We start from the raw sequence: 22,564 nt of genomic DNA on the forward strand, positions 1-22,564 counted from the left end.
ATTGCTTATCCACGTTTAAACCTCACACCTTGAGGCGTATCTTCAAGGATAATATTTTGTTCTTTTAGCATATCTCGAATTTCATCAGCACGTTGGAAGTTTTTAGATTTTCTAGCTTCGTTTCGTTCTTCAATTAGTTGTTCGATTTCTTCATCTAATAATTCAGCATGTTCTTTACCATATAAAGGTACACCTAAAACATCACTAAATATTTGGTAAACTTCTTTAAAGTATTCAATCGTTCTAACTGATGTCGCATTCTCTAATAAATACTTGTTTGCAAGTTTGTTTAAATCATACCAAGCAGTCATCGCGTTAGCTGTATTAAAGTCATCGTCCATATACATTTCAAAATCTTTCAACGCTTGGTCGATACCTTCGATATATTGATTCGTTTCGTCTTCTTTAAGCAAAGCATGTTCTTCTCTATCCACTAAAGATTTGTAACTGTTTCTGATTCTTTCTAAACCTTTTTTAGCTGCCTGTACTAAATCTAAATCATAGTTAACTGGACTTCTATAATGTGCACCAACCATAAAGAATCGTAAAACATCTGGATCAATTTCCTTAATAATATCATGCACTAAAATAAAGTTACCAAGAGACTTACTCATTTTTTCATTATTAATATTTACAAATCCGTTATGCATCCAGTAGTTAGCAAATGTTGTATCACTATGTGCTTCAGATTGCGCAATTTCGTTTTCGTGGTGAGGGAACTGAAGGTCTGTTCCTCCTGCGTGTATATCAATTGTATCACCTAAATGTACATGAGCCATGACAGAACATTCTATATGCCAACCAGGGCGTCCTGGTCCCCAAGGGCTGTCCCACTTAATTTCACCAGGTTTAGCTTTTTTCCAAAGTGTGAAATCTAATTCATCTTCTTTTTGTTCACCTGTTTCAATTCTAGCTCCAACTTTCAAGTCATCAATAGATTGGTGACTCAACTTGCCATACCCTTCAAAACGACGTGTACGATAATAAACATCTCCGCCACTTTCATAAGCATAACCTTTATCGACTAATACTTTTATAAATTCGATAATGTCATCCATATGGTCCATAACTCTTGGATTTGAAGTACCTCTCTTACAATTTAATGCCCCAGTATCTTCGTAAAATGCTTGAATAAAACGATCTGCTATTTCTGGAACTGTTTGACCCAATTCATTAGCTGTTCTAATTAATTTATCATCAACATCAGTAAAGTTAGATACATAATCTACTTCATAACCTTTATATTCTAAATAGCGTCTAACAACGTCAAAGGCTACTGTCGACCTTGCATTTCCAATATGAATATAATTGTAAACAGTAGGGCCACATACATACATCTTAACTTTGCCCTCTTCAATTGGTATAAATTCTTCCTTTTGTCTTGTTAGCGTATTATATAACGTAATCATCAACAATCTCTCCATTCTTCGTCTTTTCAAGTTGACGTTCTAATTCTTTTAATTGTTCATAAATCGGATCTGGTAAGTTAGTATGATTGAAGTTTTTACCAACTTTCATACCATCTTGCTTAACAATCCTGCCTGGGATACCTACTACTGTTGAGTAATCAGGAACATCTTTTAACACAACTGAATTGGCACCAATGTTTACGTTGCTGCCAACTTCTATATTGCCCAGTACTTTAGCACCAGCAGCAATCAATACATTATCACCTATATCTGGGTGTCTTTTTCCGCGCTCTTTACCTGTACCTCCGAGGGTAACGCCTTGATAAATTGTCACATTGTTACCAATTCGACATGTTTCACCAATCACAATACCCATTCCATGGTCTATAAATAATCTCTTTCCTATCGTAGCACCAGGATGAATTTCCACTCCAGTAAAAAATCGTGAAATTTGTGAAATTGATCGAGCTATAAAATACATTTTTTTCTTAAAAAACCAATTAGCAATCAAATAACTCCATATTGCATGTAGCCCTGAGTAAGTCATAACAACTTCAAATGAAGATCTTGCAGCAGGGTCCTGATCAAACACCATTTGAATATCATCTTTGACTCTTTTAAACATCTCTTTCCCCCCTCAGATATCAAAAAGGCACCTCTAACAATTTTTGCTAGAGGTGCCTTTTGCACGGTTCCACTCTTGTTTAGCATATATCTATGCTCACTCATTTAAATATATAAGTTTTCATTCAATAAAGGTGCATTCATTTATAAATGTGGCACATTTTCACCAACCATGTGCTCTCTTATTTCACATTTATTAAATTACTTGGCCTTTAAGTATTTAATATCATAGTTTTTTATTTACAAAAAATCAAATAATACGTTTTAATCTACTTAACACTTTATCTCTACCTAATAATGCTATTGTATTAGGTAATTCAGGTCCATGTGTTTGTCCAGTTACCGCTACACGAATAGGCATGAATAACTGTTTACCTTTAACACCTGTTTCTTTTTGAACTGCTTTAATTGATTTCTTAATTTCAGCTGGTTCATCAAAAGGCTCTAAACTTTCAAATTGTTTAATAAGCTCAGTCATGACAGTAGGAACTTGTTCACCGTTTAAGACTTCTTTAGCTTCATCAGAGAAATCTAAATGTTCTCTGAAGAACAACTCAGATAGCGGTACAATTTCACCTGCGTAGCTCATTTGTTCTTGATATAAACCAACCAAGTCTCTAGCCCAAGACAATTCTGCTTCTGATGGACTTTCTGGTAATAATCCTGCTTTTACCATGTGAGGGATTGTCATTTCAAATACAGTTTCAGAATCTTTTTCCTTCATGTATTGGTTATTGATCCACTCTAATTTTTTCTTATCAAAGAATGCTGGAGATTTAGATAGTCGTTTTTCATCGAAGATTTTAATGAATTCTTCTTTAGAGAAAATTTCTTCTTCGCCTTCTGGAGACCAACCTAACAATCCAATGAAATTGAATAAGGCTTCAGGTAAGTAACCTAAATCTTTATATTGTTCGATAAATTGTAAAATTTGTCCATCACGTTTACTTAATTTTTTACGTTCTTCGTTAACAATCAATGTCATATGAGCAAATTTTGGCGTTTCAAATCCAAATGCCTCAAAAATCATAAGTTGTTTAGGTGTGTTTGAAATGTGGTCGTCCCCGCGGATTACGTGAGAAATTTCCATATAATGATCATCAATAGCAACAGCAAAGTTATATGTTGGAATACCGTCTTTCTTAACGATAACCCAGTCACCTATACCGTTTGAATCAAATGATACTTCACCTTTAACGATATCATTAAATGTATATGTTTTATTTTGAGGTACTCTAAAACGAATACTAGGCTGTCTACCTTCCGCTTCGAAAGCTTTCTGTTCTTCTAGAGTTAAGTGTGCGTGTTTACCAGCATAACGTGGCATTTCACCTCTAGCTATTTGTTCTTCACGTTCTGCTTCTAATTCTTCCTGTGTCATGTAACATTTATAAGCTTTATCTTCAGCTAGTAATTTATCAATAAGCGGTTTATAGATATGGCCACGTTCTGATTGACGATAAGGGCCGTATCCTCCGTCTTTATTGACAGATTCGTCCCAATTTAAACCTAACCATTCAAGGTTTGAAAATTGTGAAGACTCTCCGTCCTCTAAGTTTCTGGCTATATCTGTATCTTCAATACGTATAACAAAGTCCCCATCATAATGTTTAGCGAATAAATAATTAAATAATGCGGTTCTTGCGTTACCGATGTGTAAGTAACCAGTTGGACTTGGCGCATATCTTACTCTTACTTTGTTACTCATCGTCTCACTCCTGTTTTTAATCTTTATTTGTTAATAATACCACAGCTTGTGCTTGTATGCCCTCTTCTCTTCCTAGAAATCCTAATTTTTCATTTGTTGTCGCTTTCACATTAACATCTTCTATTGATACTTCGAAAATTGTAGCAATCTTATCTCTCATGTTATCAATATGTGGTCTAAATTTAGGTTTCTCAGCAATTATTGTAGCATCCACATTTCCTAGTTGGTATCCCTTTTTTAAAACTTGTTGATAAGCCTCTTTTAATAATATTTTCGAGTCTGCATCTTTAAATGTTTGATCGGTATCTGGAAACAACTTACCAATGTCACCTAAACTTGCAGCACCTAAAATAGCATCTGTAATAGCGTGTAACAATACATCTGCATCGCTATGTCCTTTGAGCCCTTTAGTATGTTCTATTTCAATTCCACCGATAATAAGCGGTCTATTTTCATCGAATTCATGTACATCACATCCATAACCTATTCTAAACATCATGAATACCTCGTCTTTCTATTATTGATTCTGCTATCACTAAGTCTTCAGTTGTTGTTATTTTAATATTATCGTAATCTCCACTGAGGACGTGGACTTTAAAACCAGCTCTTTCAACTAAAGATGCGTCATCTGTACCTACAAAAGATTCCGAATCCGCTAATTGATATGCTTTTAAGATGATTTCTCTTTTAAAAGATTGAGGTGTTTGGACTTGCCATACCGTTTCGCGTTGATAAGTTTCTTCTACAATACCATTTATCACTTTTTTGATTGTATCTTTAGCTTGAACCGCTAAAATAACAGCATCATGCTCTAAAGTATCTTCGTATAGTTGTTCTACTTTTTCTTCTGTTACAAAAGGTCTAGCTCCATCATGTACAATAACAACTTCGGTATTTACTAATACTTTTAACACTTCATAAATACTGTGCTGTCGTTCTTTACCTCCTGGTATAATACCAGCCACTTTTTGAAAGTCTTTTAAATGTTTTTCCATTATATTGACCTCTTCAGGGTGGGCAGCAATAAAGATTTGTTCACATGACTTCATATTTTCAAAAACTGAAACTGTTCTTCTTATAATCGTTTCACCTTTGATTTTTAAAAATAATTTGTTAATATTCTTACCCATTCTCTTCCCTTGACCAGCAGCTGGTATTATAACTGTAAAACCCACGCTAAGACACCTTCTTCGCAAAAATAATTCTTCCAGATGACGTTTGTAATAGACTCATTACTTCTACAACTATTGTTTTGCCGATATATTCTCTACCTTTTTCAATAACAACCATTGTACCGTCATCTAAATATCCAACACCTTGGCCATCTTCTTTTCCTATTTTAGTAATAAGTAATTCGAACTGATCGCCTTGATGCACAATTGGTTTAATTGCTTCAGACAAATCATTAACATTTAAAACTTTAATACCTTGTACAGAACACACTTTATTTAAATTATAATCTGTCGTAATAATACTTGCGTTATATTTTTTAGCTAAAACAATCAATAGTGCATCTACATCTTTATGGGTAGAATTAGGTTCAATGATAGAAATAGGAAAATCAGTATCCTTCAATGAATTTAACATATCTAAACCACGTTGTCCTTTATCTCTTTTCAAACTATCTTTTGCATCAGCAATAACTTGTAGTTCTTCAATTACGCCTTGAGGGACTAATATTTCACCGTCTAAAAATTGGCATTTCACGACATCAAGTATACGACCATCAATAATGGCACTAGTGTCTAACAATTTAGCGTTTCTCGCAGTAGTTTGTCTTGTTAATGAGTTCGAAATATTCTCTGGGAACAACCTAAGAATTTCTTCACGCTTTTGTAACCCGATTTGAAAGCCTAAATAACATAAAAAAGCAGCAATAATAATAGGTAATATATGTTTCAATACGGGAGCGCCAATCATTTCCAATATAAACGAAACCATTACAGCAATCATTAGACCAATCATAACACCAATAGTTGCGAAAAATATTTCTAAAATACTTCTCTTTAACAAATATTTTTCACCTTGATCAGCCATATACACAATTTTATCGATTAAAAAACCAAACAGCAGAAATATAACGACTGCCCCGATTAGACCATCAATATATGGGTTAGTAAGTACCTCTTTAGGTTGTATACTAAAAGCGTTAATCAACTCAGGAATAACTAGAATACCGACCGAGGATCCTATAACTAAATAACATAGAATGATGAGGGCTTTTAAAATTTTCATACGTCAACCTCCTAATGGTTTCTATGCATTAAAGGCAATTTTCAATGCTTCTCTCGTTGTAGAAACACCAATAACTTGTGTGCCTTCTGGGAACTCTAAACCTTTTAAATTATTTTTCGGTACGATGATGCGTTTAAAACCTAGTTTAGCCGCTTCCTGAACACGTTGGTCAATTCTAGCAACCCTTCTTACTTCTCCAGTTAAGCCGACTTCACCAACAAAACAATCGTCTCCTTTTGTTGGTTTATCCTGAAAACTAGATGCTATTGCTATTATAATACTTAAGTCAACTGCTGGCTCACTTAATTTAACACCACCAGCGATTTTAATGTATGCATCTTGTTGCTGTAGTAAGAAATTTTCTTTCTTTTCAAGTACTGCCATCAACAAGCTCAATCTATTATGGTCTATACCTGTAGCCATCCTTCTTGGATTATGGAAAGTTGTTGGCGTTACTAATGCCTGTACTTCAACTAATATCGGTCTAGTTCCTTCCATAGTCGCAACAATAGTCGAGCCAGCCACATGTTTTGTTCTTTCTTCTAGGAACATTTCTGAAGGATTTTTCACTTCGTTTAAGCCAGTTTGTTTCATTTCAAATATACCCATTTCATTTGTTGAACCAAAACGGTTTTTAACTGCTCTTAATATTCGATAAGCGTGATGTGTGTCCCCTTCAAAATATAATACGGTATCCACCATGTGTTCTAGCAATCTAGGACCTGCAATTTGTCCATCTTTCGTAACATGTCCAACGATGAATGTTGCTATATTCATTTGCTTAGCAATATGCATTAAATTCTGTGTACATTCTCTCACTTGAGATACTGAACCAGGAGCCGACGTAACTTCTGGATGGTATATAGTTTGTATTGAATCTATTACTAATACATCTGGCTTTTCTTTTTGAACCATACTATGAATAATTTCTAAGTTTGTTTCAGCGTATACATTTAGTTCGCCTGAATCTTCAACGAGTCTTTCTGCTCTTAATTTAGTTTGTCTTACCGATTCCTCACCAGAGACGTAAAGTACGTTTTTCTGTTGTGATAGAGCGGCACAAATTTGTAATAATAGTGTCGATTTACCGATACCCGGATCTCCACCTATTAATACAAGCGACCCTTCTACTACTCCGCCGCCTAATACGCGGTTAAATTCATTAATTTTCGTTAAAATTCTAGGTATGTCTTCATCTTTAATGTCTTTTAATTTTTCTATTTTTTGTGCTGGTACATCTGATTTAAATGTATTTTTAGGCCCTTTTGTTTCTTTATGTTCTATTGTTTCTTCCATTTGATTCCATGCGCCACAATTAGGACATTTGCCCATCCATTTTGGCGATTGGTACCCACAGGCTAAACATTCAAATATTACTTTCTTTTTCGCCATTCATGATACCTCCGTGTTAATTGAATAGTTATATTTTAAACTTGGCAGACTTGAAAAACAAATTTATATACTTTTTTCTAACAATAAAAGTCCGCAAACCTTTATTATATATGGTTTGCGGACTCATTATATTATTTAAGTTAAAATTTTCTATTTTATACTTTTGAAGTTTCTTCTTCTGATTCATCTTCTTTATGATCTGATAAATCAAATTTAAATTCGTCATCGCGATAATCTACTACAACGTCTTTACCAACTAAATCTTGACCAGACAAGATTAATTCACTTAGATTATCTTCAACATTTTTTTGGATTGAACGTGTTAATGGTCTAGCACCATATTCAGGGTCAAATCCTTCGTCTGCTATTTTCTCTTGAGCTGAGTCAGTTAAGCTAATATGAATACCTTGTTCTGATAAACGTTTAGTTAAATCGCTAGCCATCTTAGAAACAATTTCTTTAAGATGTGGTTTTTCTAGTTTGTGGAATACAATGATGTCATCTACACGGTTTAAGAACTCTGGTCTAAATTGTTGTTTTAATTCGTCCATCATTGTTTTTCTAATCGTTTCATAGTCTGGACCACTATCTTTAGCAGCGCCAAAGCCAACGAATTTAGCATTTTGAAGTTCTTGTGCACCTACGTTTGATGTCATTATGATAACTGTATTTCTGAAATCCACTTTACGTCCTTTAGAATCTGTTAAGTGACCATCATCTAATACTTGTAACAAGATATTAAATACATCTGGGTGAGCTTTTTCAATTTCATCGAATAATATAACTGAATATGGTTTACGTCTTACATTTTCAGTTAATTGTCCACCATCATCATGGCCAACATAGCCTGGAGGAGAACCAACTAAACGACTGACAGAGTGTTTTTCCATAAACTCACTCATATCTACTCTAATCATTGCGTCTTCTTCACCAAACATTGCATCCGCTAATGTACGTGCAAGTTCCGTTTTACCTACACCAGTAGGTCCTAAGAAGATAAAGCTACCAATTGGTCTTTTCGGATCTTTCAATCCAGCTCTCGCACGTCTAACTGCTTTAGAGATAGATTGTACTGCATCATTTTGACCAATTACACGATTATGAAGAATAGATTCTAGGTTTAGTAATCTTTCTGATTCAGTTTCATTTAATTTCGTAATTGGAACACCTGTCCAATTTGCTACTACAACTGCAATATCTTCAGCTGTTACGCAAGTGTTTTTCTCGCCTTGGACTTTTTTCCATTCATTTTTAGTCTCTTCTAATTGTTTTTCAAGTTTTGTTTGTTTATCTCTTAAATTAGCTGCATTTTCAAATTCTTGAGAGTGTACAGCTGCATCTTTTTCTTTTTTAACTGTTTCTAATTCCGCTTCAAGTTCTTTGAGACTTGGTGGTGTTGTATAATTTCTAAGTCTTACTTTTGAACTTGCTTCATCAATTAAATCAATTGCTTTGTCTGGTAAGAAACGGTCTGAGATATAACGGTCACTCATAGTTACTGACGCTTCAATTGCTTCATCTGAAATATTGATGCGGTGATGTGCTTCATAACGATCTCTTAAACCTTTCAAGATTGCAATTGAATCTTCATTAGTAGGTTCATCAACAGTAACTGGTTGGAAACGTCTTTCTAATGCTGCATCTTTTTCAATATATTTACGATATTCATCTAAAGTTGTCGCACCAATACATTGTAGTTCACCGCGTGCTAGAGCAGGTTTTAATATATTAGAAGCGTCTATAGCGCCTTCTGCTCCTCCAGCGCCAATTAACGTGTGTAACTCATCGATAAATAGCACAACGTTGCCCGCTTGGTGAATTTCTTCCATTACTTTTTTCAGTCTTTCTTCGAATTCACCACGATATTTTGTTCCGGCAACAACTGTACCCATATCTAATGACATGACACGTTTACCTTTTAATGTTTCTGGTACTTCGTTCTGTATGATTGCTTGCGCTAAACCTTCTACAATCGCAGTTTTACCTACACCAGGTTCACCGATTAGTACAGGGTTGTTTTTAGTTCTTCTACTTAATACTTCTATTACTCTTGTAATTTCATCTGAACGGCCAATTACTGGATCTAATGTACCGTCTTCTGCGATTACAGTTAAATCTCTAGCTAAACCATCTAATGTTGGTGTTGCTTGATTTTTAGTAGCTTGAGCGTTTTTAGAGCCTTGTTCAGGACTACCTAGTGATTTCACTACTTGTGCTCTTGCTTTTGTAATATTTAAATCTAAATTAGCAAATACACGAGCTGCAACGCCTTCATTTTCTCTAATAAGACCTAATAATAAGTGCTCTGTACCTACGAATGTGTGATTTAATTTTCTTGCTTCATCCATAGATAGTTCGATTACTTTTTTAGCTCTAGGTGTATAATGAATTGCGCCAACTTGCTCTTGTCCTTGGCCAATTAAATTTTCTACTTCTTTTGTTACTTTTTCTTCAGTAATACCAAAAGCATCTAATACTTTTGCTGCGATACCTTCAGGCTCTTTCATTAAACCTAAAAGTAAATGCTCTGTGCCTATATTTGAATGGTTTAATCTCATTGCTTCTTCTTGTGCATGTGCTAAAACACGTTGTGCACGTTCTGTTAATCTACCAAATAGCATAAACTAACCTCCTATTTATTTATATGTTTTCTCTTAAAAATGTTGCCCGTTTTTCGTTTACTGAAACGTCTTCTTCTTCATTTTCAAAGAATGGTGTCTGTATTGTAACCATTAAATGATCAAAATTAAAGTTTTCCCTCTCGATATGACCTAAATCAATACCAAGTTTCATTTCACTTAAGCGAAGTGACGCTTCTTCAACCGACATTAATTGTGCTGATTGGAGTATACCTTTTGCTCGATGTACTCTATCTTTTGTTTCCATATGATTAAAGCGATTAAGTCTATTTCTAATTTGTTCTTCTTCGTGTATGATTTGTTCTACAATTTGCGTCAAATCTTCTATTATTTCTTGTTCGGTTTTACCTAAAGTTAATTGATTAGAAATTTGATATACATGGCCTAAAGCACCTGTACCTTCACCATATATACCACGAATTGTATAACCAAATCGATTAATCGCTTGGCCAATTCTTTTCATTCGCTTCATTATACTCAAACCAGGTAAATGCAACATTACACTTGCTCTCAAACCTGTTCCGATGTTCGTAGGACAAGTTGTTAGAAAACCGTGTTGTTCGTCATATGAAATTGTTAAATGCTTGTCTAACTCATCATCAAGTTTAGACGCTGTTTCATATAGTTCATTTAATACAAGATTATTACCCATCACTTGGATTCTTACGTGATCTTCTTCATTTATCATCACGCTTGTCGATTCATCTTCGTTTAATAGAACAGCAGCACCGTATTCTTGTTTCGTTAATGCTGGACTAATAAGATGTTTAAAAACCAATTTGTTTTGTTCAAGTTCAGATAAATCTGATAAACGAACTAATTTTAAGTCTGATAAAGCTTTGCTCACTTTATCAATTACCCTATTGCCTATTTTGTCATCTTCAAATTTGAGCGGATGAACTTCATCTTGAAGGTTTCGAGCAAGTCTAATACGAGAGCTCATGATGATTGGTGAATTTGTCTTCTCTTTCATCCAATCACTAATATGCTCATTTATATGTTCTTCCATTCTACTTGACCTCGCCTTCTGCTTTCAAAGCTTTAATTTCATCTCTAACAACTGCTGCGTCTTCAAAAGCTTGTTCTTCTATCAAACCTTGTAAGACCTTTTCTTTTTCAGCTATTTGTTGTTTAAGTTGTATTTTACTTCTTGATGAAACTGGTATTTTACCTGTATGCTCACCGCTACCAGCTTGAACTCTTCGGATGATTTGAGGAACATCATCTTTAAACGTCTCATAGCAATCATGACAACCGAATTTTCCGACTTTAGCTATATCCGTTAAAGTCATACTACAAGTTGGACAGCGCTTCTCTTCTTGAGGCTCAACCTTTTTAAAGTTTATACCGTGCTTACCTACAAGATATTGTAAAAATTGATTCACAACAAATTCTTGGTCTAAATTTTGATCATTTACGTGATCGTCTTGAAAATAAAAATGTTCTGAAGCACAACTTTTACATATCCATTGCTCTGTTTTATGCTTCTTTCCTGCCGATGTTAATTGAATTGTTGCTTCTTCTTTACCACAAATTTCACAAAGCATACTGTCACTCCTTTTTAATTATAATGTATGACTGCCAATATTCGTTTCAATATATTTGCTCGAATAATATCTCTAAATGGTATTTCTATTTGTAAAGTATCTCTGTGTATACTTTGTATAATCATTTTCTTTTCTCTATCTGTTATTAATTTGTTTTCGTACAAACCATCAACGATTCTAAATGCATTTGCTTGAGAGATTTCATCGCCAACTAAATCTATTAAATGTCTAATGAACGCTGACTGACTATTTGTCTCGACTTTGGATATACGAATATATCCACCGCCACCTCTTTTACTTTCTATGGCGTAACCATGTTCATTAGTAAACCGTGTTTTAATGACATAGTTTAATTGCGAAGGTACACAATCAAACTTCTCAGCAATATGTGCACGTTTGATTTCGACGACCTCACCTTGAGCTTCTTCAAGCAACTGCTTTAAGTATTGCTCAATGATATCCGACATATTGTGCATTAATCATCACCTCTTTTGACCTTCTTTGACTATATTATATGTTCTGCTGTTTATTATTTCAATTAATTTGTTTCTTAAAAAAATTATTATTTTTGTGTACCGCTTTCATAAAAAATAAGTTATGATATAAGATAGGTTATTAAAGAGAATAATTCTTGGGAAAGGTGTGTGTGTTATGCATTTTATTATCGGGATTATCGGAATATTAGTATTCCTATTTCTAGCATGGGTAGTAAGTTCTGATAAGATGAAAGTAAGATGGCAATACATAGGATTAATGATTGTAATCCAATTTTTATTTGCATTCTTACTATTAAAAACAACAGGTGGATTAACTGTTATCGGTGGTATATCGAACGGCTTTAGTTATATCATTGACAAAGCAATGGAGGGTATTAACTTCGTCTTTGAAGGCGTCGCAAATATCGATCCAAAAACGAACAAACCTGTTTCAGTATATTTCCTTAACGTACTGATGCCGATTGTATTCGTTTCAGCGCTAATTGGTATCTTACAATATATTAAAGTTTTACCACTTATTATTAAATACTTAGGGTTCGTTATTTCTAAAATTAACGGCATGGGTAAACTAGAATCATATAACGCAGTTGCCTCTGCAATTTTAGGACAATCTGAAGTATTTATTTCAATTAAAAAACAACTTCCTTTAATTCCTAAACACCGTATGTATACTTTAACTGCTTCAGCAATGTCGACAGTTTCAGCATCTATTATCGGTGCATATTTTACAATGGTTGAGCCTAGATATGTGGTTACAGCTATCGTCTTAAACTTATTTGGCGGTTTTATAATCGCTTCAATCGTCAATCCTTATACAGTAGATGATAAAGAAGACGACATAATGATAGAAGAGTCTGGAGAAAAACAATCATTCTTTGAAATGCTTGGAGAATATATTTTAGACGGATTTAAAGTAGCAGTTATTGTTGCAGCAATGTTAATCGGGTATGTAGCCATGATTGGTTTATTAAACGGTGTTACTGCTAATATCTTCTCATTTGTATCTGGCGGATCAATTTCTTGGGACTTCCAAACATTAATTGGATTCGTATTTGCGCCATTTGCATTCTTAGCTGGTATCCCGTGGGCTGATGCAGTCCAATCTGGTAGTATTATGGCAACAAAAGTACTTTCAAACGAGTTTGTTGCGATGGGTATTTTACCAAAAGCTGAAATTTCTGAAAGAGCAAACGGTATTATTTCAGTATTCTTAGTTTCATTTGCAAACTTTGGTTCTATCGGTATCATCGCTGGTGCTGTTAAATCATTAAATGATGAACAAGGTAATAACGTTGCACGTTTCGGATTAAAACTATTATACGGTGCGACATTAGTATCGTTCTTATCAGCAACTATCGCTGGATTTTTCTTATAATATAATGAAACAGGGTGAGACTTTTATTAATGTCTCACCCTGTTTTTATTTATGATTAATTGAGAAGAATGTGATACCTCTCTAAAGGGCTAGTGATTGTAAACAAGCTCGTTACATTTTCTAACGGGCAAGCGTTTATAAACAAGCACGTTAGCGCTGTAAAATGCTTTGATTTTTATTAATTCCACTTAAATTTTGTACGAAATCAACGGCTAACGGGCTAGAAATTTTAAACAAGCTCGCTACATTTTCTAACAGGCAAGAGTTTATAGACAAGCACGTTAGCGCTATAAAAAGCTTTGATTTTTATTAATTCTCCTTAATATATGTACGAAATCAACGGCTAACGGGCTAGAAATTTTAAACAAGCTCGCTACATTTTCTAACAGGCAAGAGTTTATAGACAAGCACGTTAGCGCTATAAAAAGCTTTGATTTTTATTAATTCCCCTTAATATATGTACGAAATCAACGGCTAACGGGCTAGAAATTTTAAACAAGCTCGCTACATTTTCTAACAGGCAAGAGTTTATAGACAAGCACGTTAGCCATACATTTCTTATTAAACGATTTTATAAAGTGCTGACGCCCGAGGGAATAGTATGAGCGAGAGACTACAGGCTCGAGCCATACCCTAGGCAAGCATGCACTTTCAAAATCTTATACATAAATCCTCCTAATATGTTAATCAAAATTTAAACAGATTAGGAGGATGACTTTAAGCTAGAGCTTCATGTCTCACCCTGTTTTTATTTTATTACTTGTGCATGATATTGAACGACAATTTCTTCAATAAAATATTTCATAATTTTATAATCATCTGTTAATTCCGGATGGAAAGAAATACCTAAGTATTGATTTTGTCTTACAGCTACAATTTTATCTTCAACAGTCGATAGAATATCTACATCCTCATGTACTGATTGAATATGAGGTGCTCTTATAAATACAGCATTCACTGTCTCATCAATACCTTTAACTTCCAAGTATTCTTCAAAACTATCTACTTGTCTACCGAAGGAATTTCTTTCTACTGTTACATCTAATTTATTTAAATGGCTTTCTTGCCCTATTACTTCAGTAGCCAATAAAATAAGTCCTGCACATGTACCATACATAGGCAAATCACTTTTTCTTAAGGCTTCTGTAAAGCCATATAAATCCATCAACCTTCTCATTGTAGTAGATTCCCCACCTGGCAATACAAGTCCATCTAAACCACTTAATTGATCAACAGTCTTAACAGTAATGCCTTCATGTCCAGATTGTTCAATATGTTTTAAATGCTCTCTAACAGCGCCTTGTAAACCTAATACACCTATTTTCATCTTACCAACCACGCTCTTGCATACGTTCTTCTAAAGATAATTGATTAATATCCAACCCTTGCATAGCTGGTCCTAATTCTTTAGAAAGTTCCGCAATCAATTGATAGTCTTGATAATGAGTAGTTGCTTGAACAATTGCTTTTGCAAATTTTTCTGGTGCTTCTGATTTAAAAATACCTGAACCGACGAATACACCATCAGCACCTAGTTCCATCATTAATGCTGCATCAGCAGGTGTTGCTACACCGCCAGCTGCAAAGTTTACAACAGGTAAACGGCCTAAATCTTTAATTTCTTTTAATATTTCATATGGTGCGCCAATGTTTTTAGCTTCAGTCATGATTTCATCATCGTTCATAACAACTAATTTACGCACTTCAGCATTTACTTGTCTCATATGACGAACCGCTTCAACAATATTCCCTGTACCTGGCTCACCTTTAGTACGTAACATCGCTGCACCTTCACCAATTCTTCTAGCAGCTTCGCCTAAATTACGACAACCACATACAAACGGAACTGTAAATTCATCTTTTTTCAAATGGTACTCTTCATCTGCTGGTGTTAATACTTCTGATTCATCTATATAGTCTACACCCATCGATTCTAATACACGTGCTTCTGTAATATGACCAATTCTTCCTTTAGCCATTACCGGAATCGATACAGCATTCATTACTTCTTCCACAATTCGGGGATCAGCCATTCTTGCTACACCGCCTGCAGCTCTGATATCAGAAGGCACGCGTTCAAGTGCCATAACTGCGACAGCTCCTGCTTCTTCAGCTAATTTAGCTTGCTCAGCGTTAACAACATCCATGATAACGCCACCCTTTTGCATTTCTGCCATACCTCTTTTAACTTTATCTGAACCTGTAATCTTAGACATTTATTACTTCCTCCTTTTAAATCGCTTATTTGTAGGTTATACTAAATTCTGAACTGGTAAAAGTGCCAGATTTACAAAAATATAAGTGGTCAGAATGAGGGATTATTATGGAAATGCTAATGTTTAATATAAATCGCAATATCGATGTACCTATTTATCAACAACTTTATGAAAACATTAAACAAAATATTATTAATAATGTTATGCAACATAATGAAAAATTACCTTCAAAAAGACAGCTCAGTCATTACTTATCTGTTAGCCAAACTACAATAGAACATGCATATCAACTTTTAAGCGATGAAGGGTATATACATAGTAAAAATCGTTCAGGATTTTACATAAACGATATTGTAAACTTGCCAGTAACATATAAAACAAAAATTACAGACGAAGATATTCAAACTGAAAAAACATACAAATATTCATTCAAATTAGGTGCTATTGATAAAGAACATTTTCCACTAGATCAATTCAGGAAATTTTCTAAAGAGGCATTTGATTATTCACAACTTTCATTATTGGACAGTGGGCATAAGCAAGGAGATTATGAATTAAGAAAAGAAATCAGGCACTATATCTTCCATAGTAGAGGTGTTAATTGTTCACCCCAACAAATTATTGTAGGTTCATCAACTGAGCAATTACTCTCTATCATCACAGATCTTATTTCAAACTCTACTTACATGATAGAAGATCCACTTTATAAACAAGTAAGAGATTTATTGAAAAGAAAACACGTACCTTTCGAATTTATATCAGTCACTGAAAACGGTATTGATATTGAACAAATTAAAAAATTAAACAACGAAGTCGTATATATTACGCCAAGTCATCAGTTCCCTACAGGCGTCATTATGGATTTAAAGAGGCGCACACAACTCATAAAATGGGCGTCTGAAAAGCAGACACGATATATTATCGAAGATGACTATGACTCAGAATTTAGATATAGTGGACGTCCTGTGCCTGCATTACAAAGCTTAGACAACACAGATAGGGTCATTTATGTCAGTACGTTCTCAAAGTCGATTTCCCCTTCTCTAAGAGTTGCATATGCAGTCTTACCTAAGAAACTCATGCAACAGTATCAAAATAAAACAAATATAGAAGGTGGCACTGTACCTAGACATACACAATATATATTAAGCCGATTTATGAATGAAGGTTTTTTTGAAAGACACCTAAATCGCATGAGAAAAATATATAGAAGTAAACGAGATATTATATTAAATGAACTCATGAAATATCCAAATGATTTTAAAGTGTCAGGAGAATTAACAGGCATGCATTTTATATTGACGGTAGTTAATGGCTTAACATTAGAAGAATGCTTACACCGTATAAAAAAATGTGATATAGATATTAAACCTTTAACACACTATCGATTTAAACAAAGTGATCATACTCCTCATTTTGTATTAGGCTTTGGAGGGATTAAGATAGACGAAGCTAAAGAACATATTGAAGCATTAATAAAGTGTTTGATGGAAGTATAATAAAAAAGGAGCGAGACAGAAATCTCATTTTAATAAAAAGATTTCGTAGTCCCACCCCGGCAAGGATGACTAGGGTTGAAAAAAGCTTGATATACGCGCATTTTCAATCCAGTCAGCTACTGCCATTATAATGAAAGAGAGGCTGAGACATGTATTTATGTCTCGGCTTTATAACCTATTAAATTTTGTAATTTCATGAGTTCATTTCTTATGCTTTGGAATTCTTTTAATTTTGGAAGTTCTATAATATCGTATCTGACATTAAACTCTACTTTTTTGCATATATTCTCATAAGTTGTTAAATAAAGGCCGATTTCTTCATCTGTTAAGGTGCTTAAATTACCTCTTCTATAGGCTTGCTCGAGGGTGAATGCTAAGTGTTCAACTGTGAAAATAATTGGATAAACATACTCAATTTTTTTAACATCATTATCTATTTCATTTAGTGCTGCTTGATACATTGCTTTTGTATTCATAATCTCTGTTTGCATTTCTCTAATGAGTAAAGTATCTATTAAATTAATATGATATTTATTTGATGAAAATAGTGTATGTAATAATTGTGATTGTATTCTTAATGTATTAATTATTGTTTTAGGTAGCTTTTTGGAAGCTTGCTTTCTACCTACTATTAACACTCCTATCAAACCAATAGCAGAACCAATCATAACATCAGTTATTCTCGGCAAGATAAGATAAGTATCAAAGTGTTTAGTAATCGCTGCTGACATTAATAATACGTTTGGTGTGATGAATGTGACAGCTATTGTATAATTCACTGCAATGAGCAATTCTGCTGCTGCCATAAGAATAGCCATTAAAATAACAATAGGCCATGTACTTGGTTCAAAATACAATATAACAACAGCTACTAATGTACCTATAATTGTGCCAAGTGTTCTTTGAAATGCCCTTTGTATCGTAGATAAAGAAGACGTACCTAATAAGACTGAGCAACATGATACCGGAATCCAGTAAGCACGTTCAAATCCTATCCCAAATGCTATAATAACAGATACGAACAAGATAATACCATACTGCATAGATTGCATTAGAACTAAAGAGTTTTTAGAAAAATTTTCTTTAATTGTTTTAGAATACATAGGTTTATGATGAATAATTTTCTTATCTATTTGAAGCTCATTTTCATTTAACAAAGCTTCAGCATCATAGATAAGCTTAACTAGTTCATTAATATAAGGGTCATCCCCGTTATAATACTTAATATCATAATTTAAGTCTGATTTTCCTTCTAATCTTTCGCATATGTAATTAAGTGCGACACTTATTTCATTAGGTAAACTTTCATAACCTCTTGATGATAATTCTAAGCTTTCTGACCAAATTTCATCAGCTTTTTCTTTAAGTAACAATAAGCGATTATAATCTCTTTTATTATTCCAAAATGCTTTAGCAGTAGTTAAAGTTAGCGAGGCTTGATTGATTGTATTAAGTGTTTGACTTCTTGCTTTATTAAATCGTTCACCTTTAAAATTCTCCACTAAATAAGATAAGTTTTTATAAATATTTAGTACACTTTCAGTTTCAGGCTTTTTATGATTAAAAAATGCATCAACCATTACTACTAATGCACTCACTAAACCACCACATAAAACTAATGAACCTCGTAATAAGAAGTCTTCAGGGGCTATGGGCATAATAGAAGCTATACTATAAGTTAATATAAAGAATAACGATGATGGACCTGGAACTTGTAAAGATTTAAGAATAAAATGCGCACTCATGCCTATTAAACCTAATACAAAAGCATATAAGAAAGGCGTTGTAATAGTAATGCTCCCTAGCATTAAACAGATACTTAACATTATAGATACAGTAATAACCTTTCTTATTCTAGATGGGTATGAACCATTTATAATGTATATATGACTAAATGAGCCTAAAAGAGCCGTTAAACCTAAATCAAATCGACCGACAATAACACTCGTAGACAAGATGGTAAAAACAATTATAGCTTGCATAATTGCCTTTTTAATTGCTATATTTTGCATATTTACTTTGAACATCACTTCGAAATATTTCTTCATTTATAACAACTCCTATCTTTTAAGTTTTAAGTCAAAAAAAAGAGACCTAACAGGTCTCGAGTGCGGCTCATCGCATCCATTTTATAAATATTTGCCCGGCAACGTCCTACTCTCGCGGAACGTAAGCCCAACTACCATCGGCGCTAAAGAGCTTAACTTCTGTGTTCGGCATGGGAACAGGTGTGACCTCTTTGCTATCGTCACCAGACAAAATACTTGCTTGAGACAATCGTTTACATACTTCCTCATCACTGCTGGCTTCCGCATTCATTTACCGGAGTAAACTCATTTGTCATCCATTGTGATTCGTCGTCTATAAGCGTTTTCTCTTCGCAACGTTATGAGAATGTATTGCACATTCAAAACTAGATAGTAAGCAGATTTTACGGCTCAAAAACCGATTTTAAAAATTTGATTAAGTCTTCGATCGATTAGTATTCGTCAGCTACACACATTACTGCGCTTACACCCCGAACCTATTAACCTCATCATCTTTGAGGGATCTTATAACCGAAGTTGGGAAATCTCATCTTGAGGGGGGCTTCATGCTTAGATGCTTTCAGCACTTATCCCGTCCATACATAGCTACCCAGCTATGCCGTTGGCACGACAACTGGTACACCAGAGGTATGTCCATCCCGGTCCTCTCGTACTAAGGACAGCTCCTCTCAAATTTCCTACGCCCACGACGGATAGGGACCGAACTGTCTCACGACGTTCTGAACCCAGCTCGCGTACCGCTTTAATGGGCGAACAGCCCAACCCTTGGGACCGACTACAGCCCCAGGATGCGATGAGCCGACATCGAGGTGCCAAACCTCCCCGTCGATGTGAACTCTTGGGGGAGATAAGCCTGTTATCCCCGGGGTAGCTTTTATCCGTTGAGCGATGGCCCTTCCATGCGGAACCACCGGATCACTAAGTCCGTCTTTCGACCCTGCTCGACTTGTAAGTCTCGCAGTCAAGCTCCCTTGTGCCTTTACACTCTGCGAATGATTTCCAACCATTCTGAGGGAACCTTTGAGCGCCTCCGTTACTCTTTAGGAGGCGACCGCCCCAGTCAAACTGCCCGCCTGACACTGTCTCCCACCATGATCAAATGGTGCGGGTTAGAAAGTCAACACAGCCAGGGTAGTATCCCACCAGCGCCTCCACGTAAGCTAGCGCTCACGTTTCTAAGGCTCCTACCTATCCTGTACAAGCTGTGCCGAATTTCAATATCAGGCTACAGTAAAGCTCCACGGGGTCTTTCCGTCCTGTCGCGGGTAACCTGCATCTTCACAGGTACTATGATTTCACCGAGTCTCTCGTTGAGACAGTGCCCAAATCGTTACGCCTTTCGTGCGGGTCGGAACTTACCCGACAAGGAATTTCGCTACCTTAGGACCGTTATAGTTACGGCCGCCGTTTACTGGGGCTTCGATTCGTAGCTTCGCAGAAGCTAACCACTCCTCTTAACCTTCCAGCACCGGGCAGGCGTCAGCCCCTATACATCACCTTACGGTTTAGCAGAGACCTGTGTTTTTGATAAACAGTCGCTTGGGCCTATTCACTGCGGCTCTTCAAGGCTTGCACCTTAAAAAGCACCCCTTCTCCCGAAGTTACGGGGTCATTTTGCCGAGTTCCTTAACGAGAGTTCGCTCGCTCACCTTAGAATTCTCATCTTGACTACCTGTGTCGGTTTGCGGTACGGGCACCTATTTTCTAACTAGAGGCTTTTCTTGGCAGTGTGAAATCAACGACTCGTCGGATTCATGATCCAACTCCCCATCACAACTCAACCTTACGAGTGCCGGATTTGCCTAACACTCAGTCTTGTTGCTTGGACGTGCACTCCAACAGCACGCTTCGCCTATCCTACTGCGTCCCCCCATCGTTCAAACAATCATAGGTGGTACAGGAATATCTACCTGTTATCCATCGCCTACGCCTATCGGCCTCGGCTTAGGTCCCGACTAACCCAGAGCGGACGAGCCTTCCTCTGGAAACCTTAGTCAATCGGTGGATGGGATTCTCACCCATCTTTCGCTACTCACACCGGCATTCTCACTTCTAAACATTCCACATGTCCTTGCGATCATGCTTCAACACGTTTAGAACGCTCTCCTACCATTATCCTTACGGATAATCCACAGCTTCGGTAATATGTTTAGCCCCGGTACATTTTCGGCGCAGTGTCACTCGACTAGTGAGCTATTACGCACTCTTTAAATGATGGCTGCTTCTAAGCCAACATCCTAGTTGTCTGGGCAACGCCACATCCTTTTCCACTTAACATATATTTTGGGACCTTAGCTGGTGGTCTGGGCTGTTTCCCTCTCGACTATGGACCTTATCACCCATAGTCTGACTCCCAAGTTAAATTATTTGGCATTCGGAGTTTGTCTGAATTCGGTAACCCTAGAGGGGCCCCTCGTCCAAACAGTGCTCTACCTCCAATAATCATCACTTGAGGCTAGCCCTAAAGCTATTTCGGAGAGAACCAGCTATCTCCAAGTTCGATTGGAATTTCTCCGCTACCCACACCTCATCCGCTCACTTTTCAACGTAAGTCGGTTCGGTCCTCCATTCAGTGTTACCTGAACTTCAACCTGGACATGGGTAGATCACTTGGTTTCGGGTCTACGACCAGATACTCATTCGCCCTATTCAGACTCGCTTTCGCTACGGCTCCACATTTACTGCTTAACCTTGCATCAAATCGTAACTCGCCGGTTCATTCTACAAAAGGCACGCCATCACCCATTAACGGGCTCTGACTATTTGTAAGCACACGGTTTCAGGTTCTATTTCACTCCCCTTCCGGGGTGCTTTTCACCTTTCCCTCACGGTACTGGTTCACTATCGGTCACTAGAGAGTATTTAGCCTTGGGAGATGGTCCTCCCAGATTCCGACGGAATTACACGTGTTCCGCCGTACTCAGGATCCACTCAGGAGAGAAATAACTTTCGACTACAGGACCTTTACCTTCTATGGTTGGCTTTTCCAAAACCATTCGTCTAATTATTTCCTTTGTAACTCCGTATTGAGTGTCCTACAACCCCAATAGGCAAGCCTATTGGTTTGGGCTATTCCCGTTTCGCTCGCCGCTACTCAGGGAATCGAGTTTTCTTTCTCTTCCTCCGGGTACTAAGATGTTTCAGTTCTCCGGGTGTGCCTTCTCACATACTATGTATTCATATGTGGATAACATGACATAACTCATGCTGGGTTTCCCCATTCGGAAATCTCTGGATCAAAGCGTACTTACAGCTCCCCAAAGCATATCGTCGTTAGTAACGTCCTTCTTCGGCTTCTAGTGCCAAGGCATCCACCGTGCGCCCTTAATAACTTAATCATGTAAATCCTTAGTTAAGCACTGTGTATCGAAGATA

General features: G+C 36.1%; 16 protein-coding genes and 2 rRNA genes. 2 read left to right on the plus strand and 16 right to left on the minus strand.

What is annotated here, in order from left to right:
* Positions 1-5: 5 nt before the first annotated feature.
* From cysS to ACNMOQ_RS13330, 11 genes are all read right to left on the minus strand, one after another.
* Positions 6-1,409 (minus strand): cysteine--tRNA ligase, encoded by a 1,404-nt coding sequence (cysS, locus tag ACNMOQ_RS13280; protein WP_064204247.1) that lies wholly within the window; start codon positions 1,407-1,409, stop codon positions 6-8.
* The gene (gene cysE / locus ACNMOQ_RS13285) at positions 1,393-2,034 is read right to left on the minus strand and encodes a serine O-acetyltransferase (RefSeq protein WP_016999408.1); all 642 of its coding nucleotides are present in this window, start codon (positions 2,032-2,034) and stop codon (positions 1,393-1,395) included. The genes cysS and cysE overlap by 17 nt, the downstream gene beginning before the upstream one ends.
* 249 nt (positions 2,035-2,283) lie before the next feature.
* On the minus strand, positions 2,284-3,741 hold the full coding sequence (gltX, locus tag ACNMOQ_RS13290) for a glutamate--tRNA ligase (protein ID WP_416349990.1): 1,458 nt from the start codon (positions 3,739-3,741) through the stop codon (positions 2,284-2,286).
* 16 nt (positions 3,742-3,757) lie between these two features.
* Positions 3,758-4,237 carry a 2-C-methyl-D-erythritol 2,4-cyclodiphosphate synthase gene (gene ispF / locus ACNMOQ_RS13295; protein WP_416349991.1) on the minus strand — a complete coding sequence of 160 codons (480 nt, stop codon included), beginning with the start codon at positions 4,235-4,237 and terminating at the stop codon, positions 3,758-3,760.
* Positions 4,230-4,916, minus strand: coding sequence for a 2-C-methyl-D-erythritol 4-phosphate cytidylyltransferase (ispD, locus tag ACNMOQ_RS13300; RefSeq protein ID WP_016999405.1), 687 nt, complete (start codon positions 4,914-4,916; stop codon positions 4,230-4,232). The genes ispF and ispD overlap by 8 nt, the downstream gene beginning before the upstream one ends.
* A gap of 1 nt (position 4,917) precedes the next feature.
* On the minus strand, positions 4,918-5,976 hold the full coding sequence (locus tag ACNMOQ_RS13305; protein WP_016999404.1) for a PIN/TRAM domain-containing protein: 1,059 nt from the start codon (positions 5,974-5,976) through the stop codon (positions 4,918-4,920).
* Between the two features lie 21 nt (positions 5,977-5,997).
* On the minus strand, positions 5,998-7,368 hold the full coding sequence (radA, locus tag ACNMOQ_RS13310; RefSeq protein WP_416349992.1) for a DNA repair protein RadA: 1,371 nt from the start codon (positions 7,366-7,368) through the stop codon (positions 5,998-6,000).
* Positions 7,369-7,523: 155 nt separating this feature from the next.
* Entirely contained in the window at positions 7,524-9,989 is a 2,466-nt protein-coding gene (locus ACNMOQ_RS13315; RefSeq protein ID WP_016999402.1) for an ATP-dependent Clp protease ATP-binding subunit, read from the minus strand.
* 19 nt (positions 9,990-10,008) lie between these two features.
* Positions 10,009-11,016 carry a protein arginine kinase gene (locus tag ACNMOQ_RS13320; protein ID WP_016999401.1) on the minus strand — a complete coding sequence of 336 codons (1,008 nt, stop codon included), beginning with the start codon at positions 11,014-11,016 and terminating at the stop codon, positions 10,009-10,011.
* A 1-nt stretch (position 11,017) separates the two neighbouring features.
* Positions 11,018-11,554 (minus strand): UvrB/UvrC motif-containing protein, encoded by a 537-nt coding sequence (locus ACNMOQ_RS13325; RefSeq protein WP_016999400.1) that lies wholly within the window; start codon positions 11,552-11,554, stop codon positions 11,018-11,020.
* Positions 11,555-11,568: 14 nt separating this feature from the next.
* Positions 11,569-12,030 carry a CtsR family transcriptional regulator gene (locus ACNMOQ_RS13330; RefSeq protein ID WP_016999399.1) on the minus strand — a complete coding sequence of 154 codons (462 nt, stop codon included), beginning with the start codon at positions 12,028-12,030 and terminating at the stop codon, positions 11,569-11,571.
* A gap of 175 nt (positions 12,031-12,205) precedes the next feature.
* Here ACNMOQ_RS13330 and ACNMOQ_RS13335 point away from each other — a divergent pair, with 175 nt between their 5' ends.
* Positions 12,206-13,426 (plus strand): NupC/NupG family nucleoside CNT transporter, encoded by a 1,221-nt coding sequence (locus tag ACNMOQ_RS13335; protein ID WP_016999398.1) that lies wholly within the window; start codon positions 12,206-12,208, stop codon positions 13,424-13,426.
* A gap of 748 nt (positions 13,427-14,174) precedes the next feature.
* On the opposite strand, the gene pdxT is transcribed toward ACNMOQ_RS13335, so the two are convergent.
* Together pdxT and pdxS are read right to left on the minus strand one after the other, a co-directional pair.
* Complete coding sequence (gene pdxT / locus ACNMOQ_RS13340; protein ID WP_016999397.1) at positions 14,175-14,753, minus strand: pyridoxal 5'-phosphate synthase glutaminase subunit PdxT; 579 nt, start codon at positions 14,751-14,753, stop codon at positions 14,175-14,177.
* A gap of 1 nt (position 14,754) precedes the next feature.
* On the minus strand, positions 14,755-15,642 hold the full coding sequence (gene pdxS, locus ACNMOQ_RS13345) for a pyridoxal 5'-phosphate synthase lyase subunit PdxS (RefSeq protein WP_016999396.1): 888 nt from the start codon (positions 15,640-15,642) through the stop codon (positions 14,755-14,757).
* 107 nt (positions 15,643-15,749) lie between these two features.
* Between pdxS and pdxR the strand changes: the two genes are divergently transcribed.
* Positions 15,750-17,141 (plus strand): MocR-like pyridoxine biosynthesis transcription factor PdxR, encoded by a 1,392-nt coding sequence (gene pdxR, locus ACNMOQ_RS13350; RefSeq protein ID WP_416349993.1) that lies wholly within the window; start codon positions 15,750-15,752, stop codon positions 17,139-17,141.
* A gap of 155 nt (positions 17,142-17,296) precedes the next feature.
* Here the strand turns inward: pdxR and ACNMOQ_RS13355 are convergent, their stop codons facing one another.
* The 3 genes from ACNMOQ_RS13355 to ACNMOQ_RS13365 all read right to left on the minus strand — a co-directional run bounded on the left by ACNMOQ_RS13355 (position 17,297) and on the right by ACNMOQ_RS13365 (position 22,527).
* The gene (locus ACNMOQ_RS13355) at positions 17,297-19,189 is read right to left on the minus strand and encodes an FUSC family protein (RefSeq protein WP_416349994.1); all 1,893 of its coding nucleotides are present in this window, start codon (positions 19,187-19,189) and stop codon (positions 17,297-17,299) included.
* Between the two features lie 93 nt (positions 19,190-19,282).
* A 5S ribosomal RNA gene (rrf, locus tag ACNMOQ_RS13360) occupies positions 19,283-19,397 on the minus strand.
* Between the two features lie 203 nt (positions 19,398-19,600).
* A 23S ribosomal RNA gene (locus ACNMOQ_RS13365) occupies positions 19,601-22,527 on the minus strand.
* Positions 22,528-22,564: the final 37 nt, after the last annotated feature.

Origin of the sequence: Mammaliicoccus lentus, from assembly GCF_947036595.1 — a bacterium.
GTDB lineage: Bacteria > Bacillota > Bacilli > Staphylococcales > Staphylococcaceae > Mammaliicoccus > Mammaliicoccus lentus.

Excerpts from the sequence above, each read along its gene's own strand:
- cysS (WP_064204247.1), bottom strand. The coding sequence starts at position 1,409 with ATGATTACGTTATATAATACGCTAACAAGACAAAAGGAAGAATTTATA.
- cysE (WP_016999408.1), bottom strand. The coding sequence starts at position 2,034 with ATGTTTAAAAGAGTCAAAGATGATATTCAAATGGTGTTTGATCAGGAC.
- gltX (WP_416349990.1), bottom strand. The coding sequence starts at position 3,741 with ATGAGTAACAAAGTAAGAGTAAGATATGCGCCAAGTCCAACTGGTTAC.
- ispF (WP_416349991.1), bottom strand. The coding sequence starts at position 4,237 with ATGTTTAGAATAGGTTATGGATGTGATGTACATGAATTCGATGAAAAT.
- ACNMOQ_RS13305 (WP_016999404.1), bottom strand. The coding sequence starts at position 5,976 with ATGAAAATTTTAAAAGCCCTCATCATTCTATGTTATTTAGTTATAGGA.
- radA (WP_416349992.1), bottom strand. The coding sequence starts at position 7,368 with ATGGCGAAAAAGAAAGTAATATTTGAATGTTTAGCCTGTGGGTACCAA.
- ACNMOQ_RS13315 (WP_016999402.1), bottom strand. The coding sequence starts at position 9,989 with ATGCTATTTGGTAGATTAACAGAACGTGCACAACGTGTTTTAGCACAT.
- ACNMOQ_RS13320 (WP_016999401.1), bottom strand. The coding sequence starts at position 11,016 with ATGGAAGAACATATAAATGAGCATATTAGTGATTGGATGAAAGAGAAG.
- ACNMOQ_RS13325 (WP_016999400.1), bottom strand. The coding sequence starts at position 11,554 with ATGCTTTGTGAAATTTGTGGTAAAGAAGAAGCAACAATTCAATTAACA.
- ACNMOQ_RS13330 (WP_016999399.1), bottom strand. The coding sequence starts at position 12,030 with ATGCACAATATGTCGGATATCATTGAGCAATACTTAAAGCAGTTGCTT.
- ACNMOQ_RS13335 (WP_016999398.1), top strand. The coding sequence starts at position 12,206 with ATGCATTTTATTATCGGGATTATCGGAATATTAGTATTCCTATTTCTA.
- pdxT (WP_016999397.1), bottom strand. The coding sequence starts at position 14,753 with ATGAAAATAGGTGTATTAGGTTTACAAGGCGCTGTTAGAGAGCATTTA.
- pdxS (WP_016999396.1), bottom strand. The coding sequence starts at position 15,642 with ATGTCTAAGATTACAGGTTCAGATAAAGTTAAAAGAGGTATGGCAGAA.
- pdxR (WP_416349993.1), top strand. The coding sequence starts at position 15,750 with ATGGAAATGCTAATGTTTAATATAAATCGCAATATCGATGTACCTATT.
- ACNMOQ_RS13355 (WP_416349994.1), bottom strand. The coding sequence starts at position 19,189 with ATGAAGAAATATTTCGAAGTGATGTTCAAAGTAAATATGCAAAATATA.